We start from the raw sequence: 15675 nt of genomic DNA, 5'->3' as shown, positions 1-15675 counted from the left end.
CACCAGCCGCCCTCTCAGCCCGCCATGGCGCGAGCTCCCGCGGTTGTTTGGTTGTGCCCCGACCATGCCACGCCGGGGCCGGATCAATCAACCCGCCCTCGGGTGACGACTTGTCGACAGCGTTGACGGTTCACCGGTTCGGGTCCTGTGCGCGCCGGGGATTCACGACAGAATCCCGGAGGTTCTGCACCGTTACAGAAGTCTGGGGTGGATATGCGGAAACTCGTGCTCCACGCACTTGCAGGCGTGTTGATCGTGGGGCTGGTCCCGGCGGTCGCCGAGGCTCAGGGAGGTGAGGCGCCAGGTGCGCCCGGCGCCCATCCGAGCTGGCTCCCGGCCGACAAGACCGGCTTCGGCACCGCCCGCGAACGGGCGAGCAACGTCTGGTTCACCCTGCAGGGCGGCCGGATGTCCGAGGTCTACTACCCGGATCTGTCGACGCCGGGCGTGCGGTCGCTGGATCTCGTCGTGACCGACGGGACGAGCTTCGCGACCGTCGATTCGTCGGCCAAGGCCCAGCAGGTTCGCCGCACCGGCGGCCTCACCTACGAACAGACCGTCACCGACGACCAGCGCCGCTGGAAACTCCGCAAGACCTACGTCACCGACCCGGCGCGCGCGAGTGTGCTGATCGACGTCGACTTCGTTTCGCTGACCGGCCGCCCGTACCAGGTGTACGCGGTCGCGGATCCCGATCTCACCAACGAAGGATCCGACGACTCCGCGCGTTCACAGGGTGCGAGCGCGGTCTCGTCGGATGCGAAGACGGCGGCCGCGTTGGCGGCGGAACCGGCGTTCTCGCGGACTTCCGTGGGCTACGCGGGCTCCTCCGACGGCCTCACGCAGCTGACGAAGTCCTTCAGGCTCAAGGATTACGCGACCGCGGCCAAGGGCAACGTGCTGATCACCGGGCAGACCTCCGTCGACGGTGTCCGCTCGCGTGACTTCACGCTTTCGCTGGGTATGGGCGCGAAGGACTCCGACGCGCTCGCCAACGCGAAAGCCTCTCTGCGGCGCGGATTCGCCGACGCCGCCCGCGCGTACGACCGCGGGTGGAAGCAGTACCTCCGTCAGGTGAAGGACGCGCCGTCCTCCTTGAAGACCAAGCGGGAGCGCGATCTCTATCAGGCGTCAGTGCTCATGCTCGCGGCGAGCGAGGACAAGATCCACCAGGGGGCGCTCATCGCGTCGCCGAGCATGCCGTGGCGGTTCGGGAACAACGACCCCGAGTGGTCGCCGTCGGGCACGTATCACCTGGTCTGGCCGCGTGACCTCTACCAGATCGCGACCGGGCTGCTCGCCGCCGGCGATCGCGACGCCGCGAACCGGTCGGTCGACTACATGTTCGGCACGCAGCAGCTGCCGGACGGGCATCTGCCGCAGAACAGCCACGTCGACGGCACGCCGTACTGGACGTCCATCCAGCTCGACGAGACCGCGTTGCCGATCGTGCTCGCGCAGCAGCTCGGCCGTACCGACGCGAAGACCTGGCGCGGTGTGCGCAAGGCGGCGGAATTCCTGTTGTCCTACAAGGCGGACAACGGGCACGCGTCGCCGTACAGCCAGCAGGAACGCTGGGAGGAGCAGGACGGCTACTCGCCTTCGACGATCGCCGCGGTGATCGCCGGGCTGGTCTGCGCGGCCGACCTCGCCAAGGCCAACGGTGCCGACGCCGACGCGGCGCGCTACCTCGCGACCGCCGACGCCTTCAAGGCGAAACTCACCCAGTGGACGGTGACCACGAACGGCCCGCTGTCGAAGGACCCGTACTTCGTCCGGCTGACCAAGGACGGCGACGCGAACAACGGCACGAAGTACAACCTGGGCAATTCCAGCGTGACCATGGACCAGCGTGCGGTGACCGACGCCGGATTCCTCGAACTGGTCAGGCTGGGCATCTATCGCGCCGACGATCCGGTGATCAGGAACAGCATCAAGGTCACTGACGCCGACATCGCGTTCACCACCCCGACGGGGCAGTTCTGGCACCGCTACACGAAGGACGGATACGGCGAGAAGGCCGACGGCTCGCCGTGGGACTACACGTTCCCGGCCGAAAGCCGGACCACCTTCGGGCGACTTTGGCCGCTGCTCGCGGGTGAACGCGGCGAGTACGACCTCGCCGCCGGTGACCGGGGTACGGCCGCGAAGCGGCTTCGCGATCTCGGGCGCGTCAGCAGCTCCGGGGACACGATGCCGGAGCAGGTCTGGGACGAGAACGCGCCTTCGGGGCGCCCGGGCTTCCCGGCGGGCACGCCGACCGCGTCCGCGACGCCGCTGGCCTGGACGCACGCCCAGTACCTCCGGCTCGCGTGGTCGGTGCAGGCCGGGAAGGTGATCGAGCAGCCGCGGGTCGTGCGGTGCCACTTCCTGGGGTGCTGACCCTCACGTGAACGCAATGAAAGGACCTTTCCTTGCAAAATTTGCAAGGAAAGGTCCTTTCATTGCACGCGGAGCGGCGGTGAGAGGGGTCAGTCGTCGGAGGGCTGAGCCTCGGGCAGCCACGAGTTGCCCGGAACGCCCCATTTGTTCGACTTCAGCATCTTCTTCGCCGCGCGGGCGTGGCGCCCGACCAGCCGGTCGAGGTAGATGAAGCCGTCCAGGTGGTCGGTCTCGTGCTGCAGGCAGCGCGCGAGGTAGCCGGTGCCTTCGACCTCGATCGGATTGCCCTCGACGTCGAAGCCGGTGACCTTCGCCCACGAAGCGCGCCCTGTCGGGTACGACTCGCCGGGAGCCGACAGGCAGCCTTCCCAGTCGTCGTCCGGATCGGGCATCGTCTCCGGGATCTCCGACGTCTCGAGCTTCGGGTTCACCACGACGCCCTTGTGGCGCGTGCCCTCGTCGTCGGGGCAGTCGTAGACGAACACGCGCAGGTCGAGGCCGATCTGGTTGGCCGCGAGGCCCACCCCTTCGGCGGCGTACATGGTCTCGAACATGTCGTCGACGAGGGTGCGCAGCTTGTCGTCGAACTCGGTGATCTCCCGAGTCGGGTTGTGCAGCACGGGCTCGCCGGCGATCACGATGGGATGGACGGTCACGCGCGCAGTTTAGTCGGACCCTTCTGGTAGACCCTTACCCGTGACGCGCCGACGCCGATACCGAGGCCGGGCGCCGCATCCGTGGTCTAATGGCGCCGCGGAATGACAAGCCTGTGGTTTCACGCCCGCCGAGCACTGACCTGATTGCGAGGAGTCGGATGGACGCCGCGGAGTCGATGGCTGAGCCCGACCAGCCGTCCCCGTCGGAGACCGTGAACGGCCTCAGCGAGCGCGAGCTCGACATGCTCGCGTTCGAACGTCAGTGGTGGAAGTACGCCGGCGCGAAGGAACAGGCCATCCGCGAACGCTTCTCGATGTCGTCGACGCGCTACTACCAGCTGCTGAACCGGCTGCTCGAGAAGACCGAAGCCATGCAGGCCGACCCGATGCTGGTGAAGCGCCTGCGAAAGACGCGAGCGGCCCGGCAGCGCAATCGCGCGGCCCGGCGACTGGGGATCGATCTCTCATGAGTCTGTTTTCGGGCCTGTCCCGGCCGATGAAGGCCGCCGGACTGGCCTTGGTCGGTGTCGCCGTGATCACCGCCGTGATCGGCGGGATCACCCTGACCAGCGGCGGCGGTGACTCGGACACCGCGACACCGCCCGGCACCACGCCCACGTCTTCGGACGGCGCGACGCAGCCTTCGTCACCGGCGCCGGGTTCGCCTTCGGCCAGCACGCCGCCCGCGTCGTCGTCGGCGCCGCCGTCGAGCGCGCCCGCGAGTTCCGCGCCGCCGGCGAGCCAGCCGGGGCAGACCGGTCAGCCGGGCCAGCCCGGTGGCGACCAGCAGGCGTCGCACAAGTGGGTGACGGTGCGCGTCTACAACAACAGCACGATCCAGGGCCTCGCCGAGCAGGCCGCGAAGGATTTCCGCGCCTCGGGCTGGAACGTCTCCGAGGTCAAGGGCTACCCGGGCAGGCTCCCCGAGACGGTGGCCTACTTCCGCCCCGGCACCGACGAGGAGGCGGCCGCGAAGGCGCTGGCGCTGGAGTTCGGGTTCCGCGCCGAGCCCCGGTTCAAGGAGATCGAGAACATCGGCCCCGGCGTGATCGTCATCCTCACCAAGGACTACAAGACCAACGACAAAGACGGCTCCTAGGCAGAATGTGAAAGGGCCCGCTTCCTCGCGAGGAAGCGGGCCCTTTCACATTCTCAGACCTGGGACTGCGCGTACGCCTCCAGCGCCGCGAGCTGGGCCGGGTCAAGCGACGGCCGGACCGTCTCGGCCGCCTTCGTCAGATGCGCGGCGGTGACCTCCTTGGCCTCCAATGACTCCCGCATCGCGGTCAGCGCGGCCTCGCGGATCAGCGCCGCGCAGTCCGCCGCCGAGTAACCGTCCAAAGTGGCCGCATACGCCGCGAGGTCCACATCGGACGCCAGCGGCGTGTTCTTGGCGCTGGCGGCCAAGATCGCCTCACGGGCGTGCGCGTCCGGCGGCGGGACGTAGACGCGGCGCTCCAGCCGTCCCGGCCGCAGCAGGGCCGGGTCGACCAGTTCCGGCCGGTTCGTCGCGCCGAGGACGACGACCTCGCGCATCGGCTCGACACCGTCCAATTCGGTCAGCAGGGCCGCGACGACGCGGTCCGACACGCCGGAGTCCGACGACTGGCCGCGGCGCGGGGCGAGCGCGTCGATCTCGTCGAGGAAGATCAGCGACGGCGCGGCCTCGGCGGCACGGCGGAACAGTTCCCGCACCGCGCGCTCGGACTCGCCGACCCATTTGTCCATCAGTTCGGCGCCCTTGACCGCGAAGACGTTCAGCGCGCCGGTGCCGGCGAGTGCGCGGACCAGGAACGTCTTGCCGCCGCCGGGCGGCCCGTACAGGAGCACGCCGCGCGGCGGATCGACGCCGAGGCGCGCGAACGAGTCCGGGTAGCGCAGCGGCCACAGCACCGCCTCGGTGAGCGACTGCTTGACGTCGGTCATGTTGCCGACGTCGTCCAGCGTCAGCCCGCCGGTGGCGAGATTGTCCGAAGTGGACATCGAGATGGGGCGGACCGTGGTGAGCGCGTCGAGCAGGTCCTGCTGGGAGATCCGCGGCTCGTCGGCCTCACGCTGCCGCAGCGCGGCGCGGAGGGCGGCGTCACGGCGGAGCGCGATGAGGTCCGCGGCCACGAAGCCGGGGGTGCGCTCGGCGATCGGGCCGACGTCGACGCCGGGCTCCAGCGGGGCGTCGCGCAGGAGCACACGCAACAGTTCGGTGCGGGTCTTCGCGTCCGGGAGCGGGAGGCCGAGTTCGCGGTCGAGGAGGTCGGCGGCACGCAGCCTCGGATCGGTGGACTCGGCGCGGCCGGTGGTGGCGACGACGGCGAAACCCTTGGTGCGCAAGGCCTTGCGCAGGTCGTCGAGGACGACCGTCGCGAGCGGCGGCTGGGACGCGGGCAGCAGCGCGTCGATGTCGGTGATCAGCAGGACGGCGGGGTCTTCATCGCGGGTGGCCTGCTCGATCGCTTCACGCAGCCGCGCGGCGGCGACGTTCGGGTCGAGGACGGCGATGTTCGGCGCCGCGAGCGACACCACCCGCACCTTCTCGGCCTGTGCCACGGCGCGGACGAGCGTCGCCTTCCCGACGCCTTCCGGCCCGGACAGCAGGACCCCGAGGTGCGCCGACGTCCCGAGTTTCGCCAGCAGCTCCGGGCGGTGGAAGGCCAGGTCGAACCATTCGGCGAGTTTGCGGGCGGCCGTTTCGGACCCGGCGAGGTCCGACAGGGGAGGCACGGTTTCCTCGGCGACCTCGTCGATCCGTTCGTCTTCGACGATCTCCGCGTCGATGAAATCCTCGTGCGGCGTGGCGGGCGTGCTGCGTACCAGCGTCGTCCCGGCGCGGGCAGGCGCGGCGGCGGGGGCGGCCTCGCCGGTGCGGGCGCCGTCACGCCAGCTGACCACAGTGGACGGTCCGACGGCGACCGGCCCCGATGGCTCGGTGGCGGTGACGGTGAGCAGCTCGTTCGTCCACGTCATGCCGATGGCGCGGGAAAGCTGGCCGCGGACCGCGGACACGTCGGAGCCCGGTGCGGGCGCGAGATCCTGGGGGAGCAGGGAAACGGCGTCGCCGACGGTCAGCACCTTGCCGATCAGGGCGAGCCGCAGGGTGTGCGGGGAGAGCGACACGCTCGCGATCCGCGAGCCCGCCACGGTGACCGTTTTCGCGGCCGACACCTCCGCGGGAGCGACGACCACCTCCGAACCTTCGGTCACGCCGAGGTTCGACATCGTGACGTCGTCGAGGAGGATCACGCCCGGGATCCCCTCGGCGTCCGACGGGGCGGCCAACGCGGAGCTGACCCGCGCGCCGGTGACGCGGACGGCGTCCCAGGCCATCAGGCCGAGCGCGTCGAGGACTTCGGGGTGCAGCCGGACGACGCCGCGGCGGGAGTCCAGTGCGGACGGGGTGTGCCGGACGGTCAGCGTGATCTGGGGTGCGCTCACCCCGCCACCCTATCTACGCGGACCGTGCGGCGAGCCGCCGAAGTACATGAAGGCCCCCTTCCTTGCGCTAGGCGCAAGGAAGGGGGCCTTCATGTACTTCAAGACTGTCTGTCCCCAAGTTGTCCACAGCCCCACCCGCTTGTGGACAACTCCCGCCCCCGGCCCCCGTTTCCCCCGGTCCCGTCGGACACCCCCGGTACGCTGGGCGCGGGGCCGTCCCCCAGGGACGGGCGGGGGGCTGGGAGTGGGCGGTCAAGCCGGGTGAGTCAGCGTTTCCGCAGGCCGATCCGGCGCCATGAGCGGCGCCGCGGGCCCCGGCCGTTGTCCCGGTCCTTGTCGGTCGGGATGGTGCGCGGAGCGCGCGCGACGTGCTGTTCGCCGCGCTGCAGCCGGACCCGCTGAGCGGCGCCGGCCACCACGCGCCGCAGCGGCGGCCGCAGGCCGAGACGGCGGCGGCTCGAAGAACGCCGGATCGCGCGCCGTTCCCGCGGCGGCGCCATCCACGCCTCCGGATGCTTCGCCAGCCACCGGTGCCGGTACACCGAGTACGGGATGTGCGCCAGGTACAGCACCAGCGCGATCGCCAGCGCCACCAATGGGAACTGGATGATCGCGGCGGCCAGCAGGCCCACCCCGACCAGCAGCGGCGCGATCGCCTTGGGCGGCGCCTTCACCGTCTTCAGCGAAAGCGTCGGGATCCGGCTGATCAGCAGCGCGGCGACGGCGATCGTCCACACCCACACCACGTACTGATGCGACCACCAGCCCTGCCCGAACTGCAGCTCCAGGATCAGCGGCAACATCGCCAGCAGACCACCGGCGGGCGCGGGTACACCGACGAAGAACTCGCCCGCGTACGGCGGCTGCTCGGTGTCCTCGATCAGCGTGTTGAACCGCGCCAGCCGCAGAATCATGCAGACCGCGAAGATCAGCGATGCCACCCAGCCGATCCGCTCGCCCTCCGCGTGCCAGACGTACAGCACCAGCGCGGGCGCGACACCGAACGAGATGCCGTCGGACAGCGAGTCGAGCTCTTGGCCCATCTTCGACGTCGCGTCCAGCAGCCGCGCGATGCGGCCGTCGAGACTGTCGAGCACCGCGGCGATCCCGATCGACGCGATCGCCATCGGATAGTTGCCGATCAGCGCGAACTGCACCGACGACAGACCGGCGCACAGGGCGAGCACCGTGATGGCGTTCGGCAGCAGCCGCACGCCGGGAGTGGTCACGCGGACCATGGATCAGCCTTCCGGGTGCGGCGCCGTGGGCAGCTCGGCGATCGGCGTCTCGCCGCCGATCGTGCGCTGGCCCTTCGAGACGAGAACCTTGCTGCCCGGCGGCAGATACAGGTCGACTCGCGAGCCGAAGCGGATGATGCCGTACGTCGCGCCGACGCCGACCTTGTCACCCTCGCGGATCTCACAGAGGATGCGCCGGGCCACCAGCCCGGCGATCTGCACCACGACGAGCTCGTGGCCGTCTTCGGTGCGCATGAGCACGGAGTTGCGCTCGTTGTCGTCGCTCGCCTTGTCCAGGTCCGCCGACAGGAACTTCCCGGGCCGGTACGCGACCCGCTCGATCACCCCCGAGGCCGGGATCCGCTGGACGTGCACGTCGAACACCGACAGGAACACGCTCACCCGCATCCGCGGCTCGGCGGGCAGCCCCAGCTCGGGCGGCGGCACGGCCTCTTCGATCAGCGAGACCAAGCCGTCCGCCGACGCGATCGCGAGGCCGGACTGAGCGGGCGGGACCCGCTTGGGCTCACGGAAGAACGCGGCCGTGGCGGCCGTCGCGAGCGCGCCGACGACGCCGAGGCGCTTGGAGAACCGCCGCAGCACCAGCGTCGCGGCGAGACCGCCGAACACGAACGGCCTGCCGGCCGGGTGCATCGGCGGAACGGTCTCGCGGGCCAGCTTCACGGCGTGCGCGAGGGGATTACCAGTGGCTTCCGGCCGGTTGCCGCTCATTGGTCGGGTTCACCGCAGTTCGTGTCGGGGGGTCGGGACAGGAAGAGCCACCACGCTACCGCCCTGTCCGGAGACGGGCCGTGGCCTCCCCCGGAAGGGTTTCCCCGCGCCGGGTGGGAGGGGCCACATCCCGGTAACGGAAGGTCGAAATACGCGATAACTCTAGGTAATTGACGCCGATAGCAGACCTTGAGGACCCTCGAATGCCCGCCAGCCCGGACCCCGCAGGCGAGCGACTCGCCGAGCTGTTCCGCGCCTGGAAGAAGGACATTTCGGCGGCGCCGATGCCTCCGCTCGTCGACCCCGTCCGCGCCGTCTCCGTCATCGCCGAGGCACGCGCGTCCGGATGCATATGCCCCCCGACGGCACATGCACCCGGACGCGGCCACTGGAACTGAGCGAACATCCCACTCTAGTTCCCCGCGCCCCGATGATCACCGGTCGCGAGAAAACCGTTACCAACGGTCACTCCGTTGATCACCGCCGATACGAGTCGCTCCGCCCGGAGCCACGCACCAGCCGCAGCAGGGCGAGCAGCACGATCGAACCGAGGATCGCGACGCCGAAGCTCGGGAAGTCGAACTCGAAGGTCCGTTCGGTGCCGGTGGCGAGCCGGTAGATGAAACCGCCCAGCGCCGCGCCGAGCACGCCGACCAGGATGCTGAACAGGCAGCCGCCGCGCCGGTCCGGGCCGCCCACCACGACATTGGCCAGCCAGCCGGCGATGGCGCCGAACACGATCCACGAGAAGAAACCCATGCCATCGAGGTTACCGACCCGGATGGAGTAGCGCACAAGGAGACTTGTACAAGGACTCTTGTGCAACTACTGTTGTGCGTTATGGCCGATCGCGAAGTCCACGAAGTCCACGATTCGAAGGTGCTCGCCGCGATGTCGCATCCGCTGCGGCGCCGCCTGCTCGACGTCCTCCGCCTCGACGGCCCGTGCACGGCTTCCGTGCTCGCCGAACGGACCGGGCAGGCGGTCGGGAACGTCAGCCACCACCTGAAGGTGCTGGCCGCGAGCGATCTCGTCGAGGAAGCACCGGAACTCGCCCGCGACCGTCGCGAGCGCTGGTGGCGCCGCGTGAGCTACGCGGTTTCCTGGTCGCCTTCGGACTTCCCCGACGACCCGGTCGCGGCAGCCGCCGAATCCCTCGCCCTCGAACGTCAGGTTTCCATGGCGCGCCAATGGTTCGCCGAACGCGACAGCTATCCGGAGGAATGGCATCGCGCCGCCTTCGCCACCGACAGCTGGGCGAAGATGTCGGTCGCCGAGCTGGCCGAGCTCGAACAGAAGGTCCACGAACTGATCAAGTCCTACAGCGGCCGCGAGATCCCGGACGACGGCCAGGAACGCCGCCCCGTCTTCATCTCCACCCGCGTCGTCCCGGCCCGCCCGTGACCACCCGCGAACGCGGCGGATTGCTGCGCTCCAGGGATTTCCGGCTGCTGTGGACCGGCGAGACGACCAGCGTGCTCGGCAGTTCCATCGCCGTCGTCGCGCTGCCGCTCGTCGCGGTGGTCACCTTGCAGGCGAGCACGTTCGCGGTCGGTCTGCTGACCGCGGCCGCCTGGCTGCCCTGGCTGCTGATCGGCCTGCCCGCCGGCGCCTGGGTCGACAGACGGCCGAAACGCCCGGTCATGCTGGTGTGCAACGGCATTTCCATGCTGGTCTTCCTCAGCGTCCCGGTCGCGGCGTGGTCCGGGCTGCTCACGATGACCCAGCTGATCGTCGTCGCCTTGGCGGGCGGCGTCGCGAAGGTGTTCTTCAACGTCGCGTATCGCGCGTACCTGCCTTCGCTGGTCGAGAAGGACCAGCTGCAGGAGGCCAACGAAAAACTGCAGGGCAGCGAATCCGCCGCGCAGATCGGCGGACCGGGGCTCGCCGGTCTCTTGGCGCACTGGTTCGGCGCCGTCGCCGGGGTGTTCGCCGACGCCGTCAGCTTCGGGATTTCCGTGCTGTGCCTGCGATCCATCCGGCACCGCGAGCCCGAGCGCCCGGCGAAGACGCGTTCACGGCTGCGTGACGAGATCCGCGACGGCCTCGTTTTCGTCGTCCACGACCCGTATTTGCGCGTCCTGGCGGTCTTCGGCGCGATCTCGAACGTCGCGCTCATGGGCTACCAGTCGATCGAGGTCGTGTTCCTCGTCCGCGATCTCGGCGTGGGGGAAGGCACCGCGGGGCTCGTGCTCGCGCTCGTCGGCGCGGGCGGCGTCTTCGGCGCCGCGCTGTCGGGCAAACTCGCCGCACGGATCGGCACCGCGCGGGCCTTCGTGCTCTGTGAAGCCTTCGGAGCGCTGATGATGCTGCTCGGCCCGCTGGCGAACGGCGGCTGGGGGCTCGCCTTCTTCGTCGCCGCCGGGTTCTCGGTCAGCGCGGGCGTCGTCGGCTCGAACGTCCTCAACGCCACCTTCAGGCAGCGCTACGTCCCGGCCGGGATGTTCGGCCGGGTCACCGCGAGTTCGTCCGTGCTCAGCTTCGGCGCGGTCGCGCTCGGCGGCCTGCTCGGCGGGATCCTCGGCGAGACGGCCGGCGTGCGGCAGACGCTGGGGCTGATGGCCGGGCTCGAGGTCGTCGCCGTCTTCGTCCTGCTGTTCACCCCGGTCGGCCGTTGCCGCGACTTCCCGGCGGATCGCGTTTAGGCCGTGTCTCTCGAAACGCAGGTCAGAGCAGGAGGACGTCCACCTCGTCGCCCTGCTCGGCCGAGTCCACGTCCTCAGGCAGCACGATCAGGCAGTTCGCCTGCGTGAACGACGCCAGCAGATGCGATCCCGGTCCGCCGCGCGGACCGACGATCCCGGTGACCTCGCCTTCGGAATGCGTGTAGAAGCCCCGCCGGAACTGGCGCCGTCCGGCGGGGGAGGTCATCGACTCGGTGAGCCGGGCCCGCACCTTCTGCCGGTCGACCCCGGCGTGCCCCATCGCCGCGAGCAACGCCGGCCGCAGGAACGCTTCGAACGACACGAGCACGCTCACCGGATTGCCCGGCAGCGTCACCACCGGCACGCCGTTCCAGCGTCCGCAGCCCTGCGGCCCGCCCGGCTGCATCGCGACCTTCCGGAACTCCACGCCCTGTCCGGTCAGCGCGTCCTTCACCACTTCGTACGCCCCCGCGCTCACCCCGCCCGAGGTCACCAGCAGATCGACCTCCGCCAGCCTCGGCTCGATCACCGAGCGGAACTCGTCCACGTCGTCGACCACACTGCGCACGACCTCGGCCTCGCAGCCGAGCGCGCGGATCGCGGACGCCAGCATGATGCTGTTCGACTCGTAGATCTGCCCGTGCCGCAACGGTTCCGGCGCGTCGACGAGTTCGGTCCCGGTGGACACCACGAGCACCTTCAGCGGCCGGTAAACGGGAACCTCGGCGAGCCCGACGGCCGCCGCGAGACCCAGTTGCGCCGGACCCAGCACCGTCCCCGCGGAAAGCGCCACCGTGCCCTCGACGACGTCTTCGCCCCGGCGCCGGATATGCGCGCCCAGGACAGCCGTCCTGAGAATCCGGACGTCCGTCACGCCGCCGTCCGTGTGCTCCACCATCACCACCGCGTCGGCACCGGGCGGCATCGGGGCGCCGGTCATGATCCGGTGCGCGGTGCCCGGCTCCAGTTTCGTGCTGTCGACCCGTCCCGCGGGGATGTCTTCGGCGACCGGCAACGTCACGGGTACTTCCGCGACGTCTTCGGCGCGGACGGCATAACCGTCCATCGCGGAATTGTCGAACGGCGGCAGCGAAACCCCCGCGCGGACGTCCTCGGCGAGCACGAGCCCGGCGGCGGAGGCGAGCGGAAGGCGGATGACGGGGGCGTTTCCGAGCAGGCCGGTGACGGTCTCACGGTGGGCGTCGACGGAGATCACCGGACCATCCTCCCGCCTCGGGCCCCGCATGCAAGACTCTGCGCGTCACAACGACCATCCGGGGAGAAGAAGACATGCAGGTTCAGATCCGTCACCAGCCATCGTTCGCGGTGGCGAGGCTCGTCCTCGCCCCGGGTGAGCCGGCGCAGGTCGAGTCGGGCGCGATGATGGCGACGAGTTACGGCGTGCAGGTCCAGTCCCAGGCGCAGGGCGGCATCATGAAGGGCCTCGGCCGCGCCTTCCTCTCCGGCGAATCCTTCTTCATCTCCACCTACACCGCGCCGCAGAACGGCGGCTGGGTCGACGTCGCCGCGAACCTGCCGGGCGACATGCAGATCATCAACCTCGACGGCCGCACCGGCTGGTGCGTCACGCGCGGTTCGTGGCTCGCGTCCTCCCACGGCGTGCAGACCGAGACCAAATGGGGCGGGCTCAAGAACCTCGTCGGCGGCGAGGGCGGCTTCCTGACGCACGCGACGGGACAGGGGCCGCTCGTCGTGGCCTGCTACGGCGCGCTGGAGACGGTCACCCTGCAGCAGGGCGAGGTGATCACCATCGACACCGGGCACGTCGTCGCATTCGCCGACACCGTGCAGTACCAGATCCGCAAGGTCGCCACCGGCGTCATCCAGTCGATGAAGAGCGGTGAAGGCCTCGTCTTCGACTTCGCCGGTCCGGGCCAGCTGCTCACCCAGACCCGCAACCCGTCGGCGCTGTCCGCCTGGGTGATCGCCCAGGTCCCCTCCCGCTGACCGCATGCGGGTCCAGACGAGGCACACCCCGAACTTCGGGGTCGCACGCGTGCTGCTGTCCCCCGGCGAGGCCGTCCAGGCCGCCGGGGACACCATGCTGGCCAGCAGTTTCGGCATCACCGAAACCGTCCCGTCCCGCGGTGGTTCGCGGGCGGGCAAAGCCGCCCCGTCGGTGTTCAACGCACCGGAGGGCGGCGGCTGGATCGACTTCGCGCCGCTGGCCGCCGGCGACGTCTACCCGCTGGAGTTCAACGGCGGCGGGGGCTGGTGCGTGAGCCGGGACGCGATCCTCGCCCGGCCGTCGACCGTCCGGCACGACCCCGGCTGGGCGCCGCTGCAGAAGCTCTTCGGCGCCGATTCCGGTTTCCTGGAGCACTACAGCGGAAGCGGCCCGCTCGTGCTGGCCGCGCAGGGACCGGTCGACGCCTTCGAACTCACCGCGGGCGAACTCGTCACCGTGCGGCCGGACTTCCTGCTGGCCTATCCGGACACCGTGCAGTGCCGTCTCCGCGCGGTCGACCAGTCCGGCCCGCAGTCGGTGCGCACCGGCGAAGGGCTCGCGCTGGACTTCGCGGGACCAGGACGCGTCCTCGTGCAAGCGCGCAATAGGCGGCTTTCTCACGGATGACCTTGGGACGAATTGAGCATTGCCGACGCCGGTAATTCGGGTAGCGTGAACTGCACTCGAAACCGCCGGCCGGGGCAGAGAAGGCCGACGGATCCTGTGCTGAGGGAGTGCGCCGTGGCAGTCGGCACCGTCAAGTGGTTCAACTCGGAAAAGGGCTACGGATTCATCGAATCCACCGAAGGGCCCGACGTCTTCGTCCACTACTCGGCCATTCAGGCCGACGGATTCCGGACGCTCGACGAGGGTGACCGCGTGGAATTCGAAGTCCAGTCCGGCCGTGACGGGCGGAGTCAGGCCGCGGACGTACGCAAGGTCTCTTAAGGAGACTTCGGGCGACCCCCGGCGGCGCCCGGAACTGGCGCGTTAGGCTTCGCTGCGTGACAGGCGATGAGTCGGGGGACCTGACGGGTCGTCGGCTGGGCAACTACCGCATCGACGGTGTGCTCGGCAAGGGCGGCATGAGCGTGACCTACAAGGCCACGGACGTGCGGCTCGGACGCAAGGTGGCACTGAAGGTCATCGGTGATCACCTCGGGGCCGACGCCGAATTCCGCGAACGCTTCGTCGACGAGGCGCGGAACACGTCCGCGATCGACCATGCCAACGTCGTGCCCTTGTACGACTTCGGCGAGCTCGAAGGCATGCTCTACATCGCCATGCGGATGGTCGACGGCGGCGACCTCGCCGGGCTGATCTCCGGTGGCCCGATCGCGCCCGCCCGCGCGCTGAACATGCTCGACCAGGTCGCCGACGCGCTCGACACCCTGCACAACCGCGGTCTCGTGCACCTCGACGTCAAACCGGCGAACGTCCTGGTCACCAGCAAGGAGACCTCGCGCGAGCACGTCTACGTCGCCGACTTCGGCCTGACCCGGCGCGGCGCCACCGGGCACCGGACCCGCGGCGGCGACTTCCTCGGCTCGCCCACGTACGCGGCGCCCGAGCACCTGCGCGGCGAGCCGCTCGACGGCCGCACCGACCAGTACGCGCTCACCTGTGTCCTCTACGCCTGCCTGACCGGCAGCCCGCCCTTCAAGGGCGACGTGCAGACGGTCATCAAGGGACATCTGAACGGCGAGCCCCCGGCCATCTCGCGGATCGTCGGCCTGCCCGCCGGGATCGACGAGGTCGTCCGGAAGGGAATGGCGAAGAATCCCGCCGATCGCTACCCCAACTGTGTTGAGATGATCGCGGCCGCCAGGCGCGCGCTCGGTCCGCTCGCGACTTCGAACGAGCCTCCCGGCGCGCCCGGGCAGGCGGCGGCCGCGACCGTCCAGCAGGCGGTACCGCAGCAGGCGCCACGGCAGAACACGCCGCCACAGGGAGAGGGGGGCCCCGTGCACCCGTACGGAGGACAGCAGCCCGGCTACGGCCAGCAGGGACCGGGACCGCAGGGTCCCCCGCCGCAAGGCCCGCCCCAGCAGGGCCCGCCGCCCGGTTACGGCCCGCCGCCGCAGCAGGGTGGCTTCCAGCAGCAGGGCGGTTTCCAGCAGGGGCCGCCCCCTGGTTACGGCCCGCCGCCGCAGCAGGGCGGTTTCCAGCAACAGGGTGGCTTCCAGCAAGGCCCGCCCCCCGGTTACGGCCCACCGCCCCAGCAGCAGGGCGGTTTCCAGCAGCAGCCCAAGAAGGGCGGCGGCGCCAAGTGGATCTGGATCGTCGTCGGCGCCCTCGTGGTCGCGGGCGCGATCGTCGCCGCGATCTTCGTCTTCGGTGATTCGAGTGGCGGGAACGGCCCGCAGACCACCGCGCCGAACATCCCGGTCGGCCCCGGCGGCTCCCAAACGCAGGGTCCCGGCTCGTCGTTGAAGCCGCCCCCGTCGTCGATCCCCATCAAGCCGAGCAGCTGAATACCACCGCGCTGACCTGCGGTTCTTGCACTCTCCCCTGGAGAGTGCTAAACACGACATTGGCACTCGACGCCGTCGAGTGCCAGGCGGAGCGGTCACCGACCGTTCGCCTGAAGGTCGGGACGGTGAGGCCGCACCCTTGATCGGGTG

15 protein-coding genes are annotated in these 15675 nt (G+C 70.0%); 9 read left to right on the top strand and 6 right to left on the bottom strand.

All coding sequences use genetic code 11. The features are described 5' to 3' along the window. The first annotated feature begins 213 nt into the window (after positions 1–213). Positions 214–2382, top strand: a complete 2169-nt coding sequence (locus tag AMK34_RS12720; protein WP_073845379.1) for a glycoside hydrolase family 15 protein — start codon at positions 214–216, stop codon at positions 2380–2382. A gap of 89 nt (positions 2383–2471) precedes the next feature. Here AMK34_RS12720 and AMK34_RS12715 read toward each other — a convergent pair whose 3' ends face one another. Beyond that, complete coding sequence (locus tag AMK34_RS12715) at positions 2472–3038, bottom strand: peptide deformylase (protein WP_037335552.1); 567 nt, start codon at positions 3036–3038, stop codon at positions 2472–2474. Between the two features lie 158 nt (positions 3039–3196). Here AMK34_RS12715 and AMK34_RS12710 point away from each other — a divergent pair, with 158 nt between their 5' ends. Both AMK34_RS12710 and AMK34_RS12705 read left to right on the top strand, forming a co-directional pair. Further along, positions 3197–3508, top strand: coding sequence for a DUF3263 domain-containing protein (locus AMK34_RS12710; RefSeq protein WP_005160574.1), 312 nt, complete (start codon positions 3197–3199; stop codon positions 3506–3508). Beyond that, complete coding sequence (locus AMK34_RS12705) at positions 3505–4137, top strand: LytR C-terminal domain-containing protein (RefSeq protein ID WP_083649848.1); 633 nt, start codon at positions 3505–3507, stop codon at positions 4135–4137. The genes AMK34_RS12710 and AMK34_RS12705 overlap by 4 nt, the downstream gene beginning before the upstream one ends. Before the next feature lie 53 nt (positions 4138–4190). On the opposite strand, the gene AMK34_RS12700 is transcribed toward AMK34_RS12705, so the two are convergent. The 4 genes from AMK34_RS12700 to AMK34_RS12680 form a co-directional block, all read right to left on the bottom strand. Beyond that, positions 4191–6467: an AAA family ATPase gene (locus tag AMK34_RS12700; RefSeq protein ID WP_073845377.1), complete on the bottom strand. Its 2277-nt coding sequence runs from the start codon at positions 6465–6467 to the stop codon at positions 4191–4193. 266 nt (positions 6468–6733) lie between these two features. Further along, positions 6734–7705 (bottom strand): CDP-diacylglycerol--serine O-phosphatidyltransferase, encoded by a 972-nt coding sequence (pssA, locus tag AMK34_RS12695; protein ID WP_038507805.1) that lies wholly within the window; start codon positions 7703–7705, stop codon positions 6734–6736. Positions 7706–7708: 3 nt separating this feature from the next. Then, a complete protein-coding gene (locus AMK34_RS12690) occupies positions 7709–8437 on the bottom strand; it encodes a phosphatidylserine decarboxylase (RefSeq protein ID WP_073845375.1) in 729 nt (242 codons plus the stop codon). 477 nt (positions 8438–8914) lie between these two features. Next, positions 8915–9196, bottom strand: a complete 282-nt coding sequence (locus tag AMK34_RS12680; protein WP_038507811.1) for a GlsB/YeaQ/YmgE family stress response membrane protein — start codon at positions 9194–9196, stop codon at positions 8915–8917. Positions 9197–9277: 81 nt separating this feature from the next. Here AMK34_RS12680 and AMK34_RS12675 point away from each other — a divergent pair, with 81 nt between their 5' ends. Then, positions 9278–9841, top strand: coding sequence for an ArsR/SmtB family transcription factor (locus AMK34_RS12675; protein WP_037335572.1), 564 nt, complete (start codon positions 9278–9280; stop codon positions 9839–9841). Beyond that, positions 9838–11082: an MFS transporter gene (locus AMK34_RS12670; protein WP_073845373.1), complete on the top strand. Its 1245-nt coding sequence runs from the start codon at positions 9838–9840 to the stop codon at positions 11080–11082. Before AMK34_RS12675 ends, AMK34_RS12670 begins: the two co-directional genes overlap by 4 nt. A gap of 22 nt (positions 11083–11104) precedes the next feature. Here the strand turns inward: AMK34_RS12670 and moeA are convergent, their stop codons facing one another. Then, a complete protein-coding gene (gene moeA / locus AMK34_RS12665; RefSeq protein ID WP_073845371.1) occupies positions 11105–12298 on the bottom strand; it encodes a molybdopterin molybdotransferase MoeA in 1194 nt (397 codons plus the stop codon). Between the two features lie 74 nt (positions 12299–12372). Here moeA and AMK34_RS12660 point away from each other — a divergent pair, with 74 nt between their 5' ends. From AMK34_RS12660 to AMK34_RS12645, 4 genes are all read left to right on the top strand, one after another. Beyond that, on the top strand, positions 12373–13050 hold the full coding sequence (locus tag AMK34_RS12660) for a TIGR00266 family protein (protein WP_038507816.1): 678 nt from the start codon (positions 12373–12375) through the stop codon (positions 13048–13050). A 4-nt stretch (positions 13051–13054) separates the two neighbouring features. After that, complete coding sequence (locus AMK34_RS12655; protein ID WP_038507818.1) at positions 13055–13678, top strand: AIM24 family protein; 624 nt, start codon at positions 13055–13057, stop codon at positions 13676–13678. 114 nt (positions 13679–13792) lie between these two features. Continuing rightward, entirely contained in the window at positions 13793–13999 is a 207-nt protein-coding gene (locus AMK34_RS12650) for a cold-shock protein (RefSeq protein ID WP_005164266.1), read from the top strand. A 56-nt stretch (positions 14000–14055) separates the two neighbouring features. Further along, positions 14056–15525, top strand: coding sequence for a serine/threonine-protein kinase (locus tag AMK34_RS12645; RefSeq protein ID WP_073845369.1), 1470 nt, complete (start codon positions 14056–14058; stop codon positions 15523–15525). Positions 15526–15675: the final 150 nt, after the last annotated feature.

Origin of the sequence: Amycolatopsis sp. CB00013 (assembly GCF_001905755.1) — a bacterium.
Classification (GTDB): Bacteria; Actinomycetota; Actinomycetes; order Mycobacteriales; family Pseudonocardiaceae; genus Amycolatopsis; species Amycolatopsis japonica.
Note: the sequence above shows the minus strand (reverse complement) of the source record. Positions and strands in the feature narration are given on the sequence as shown.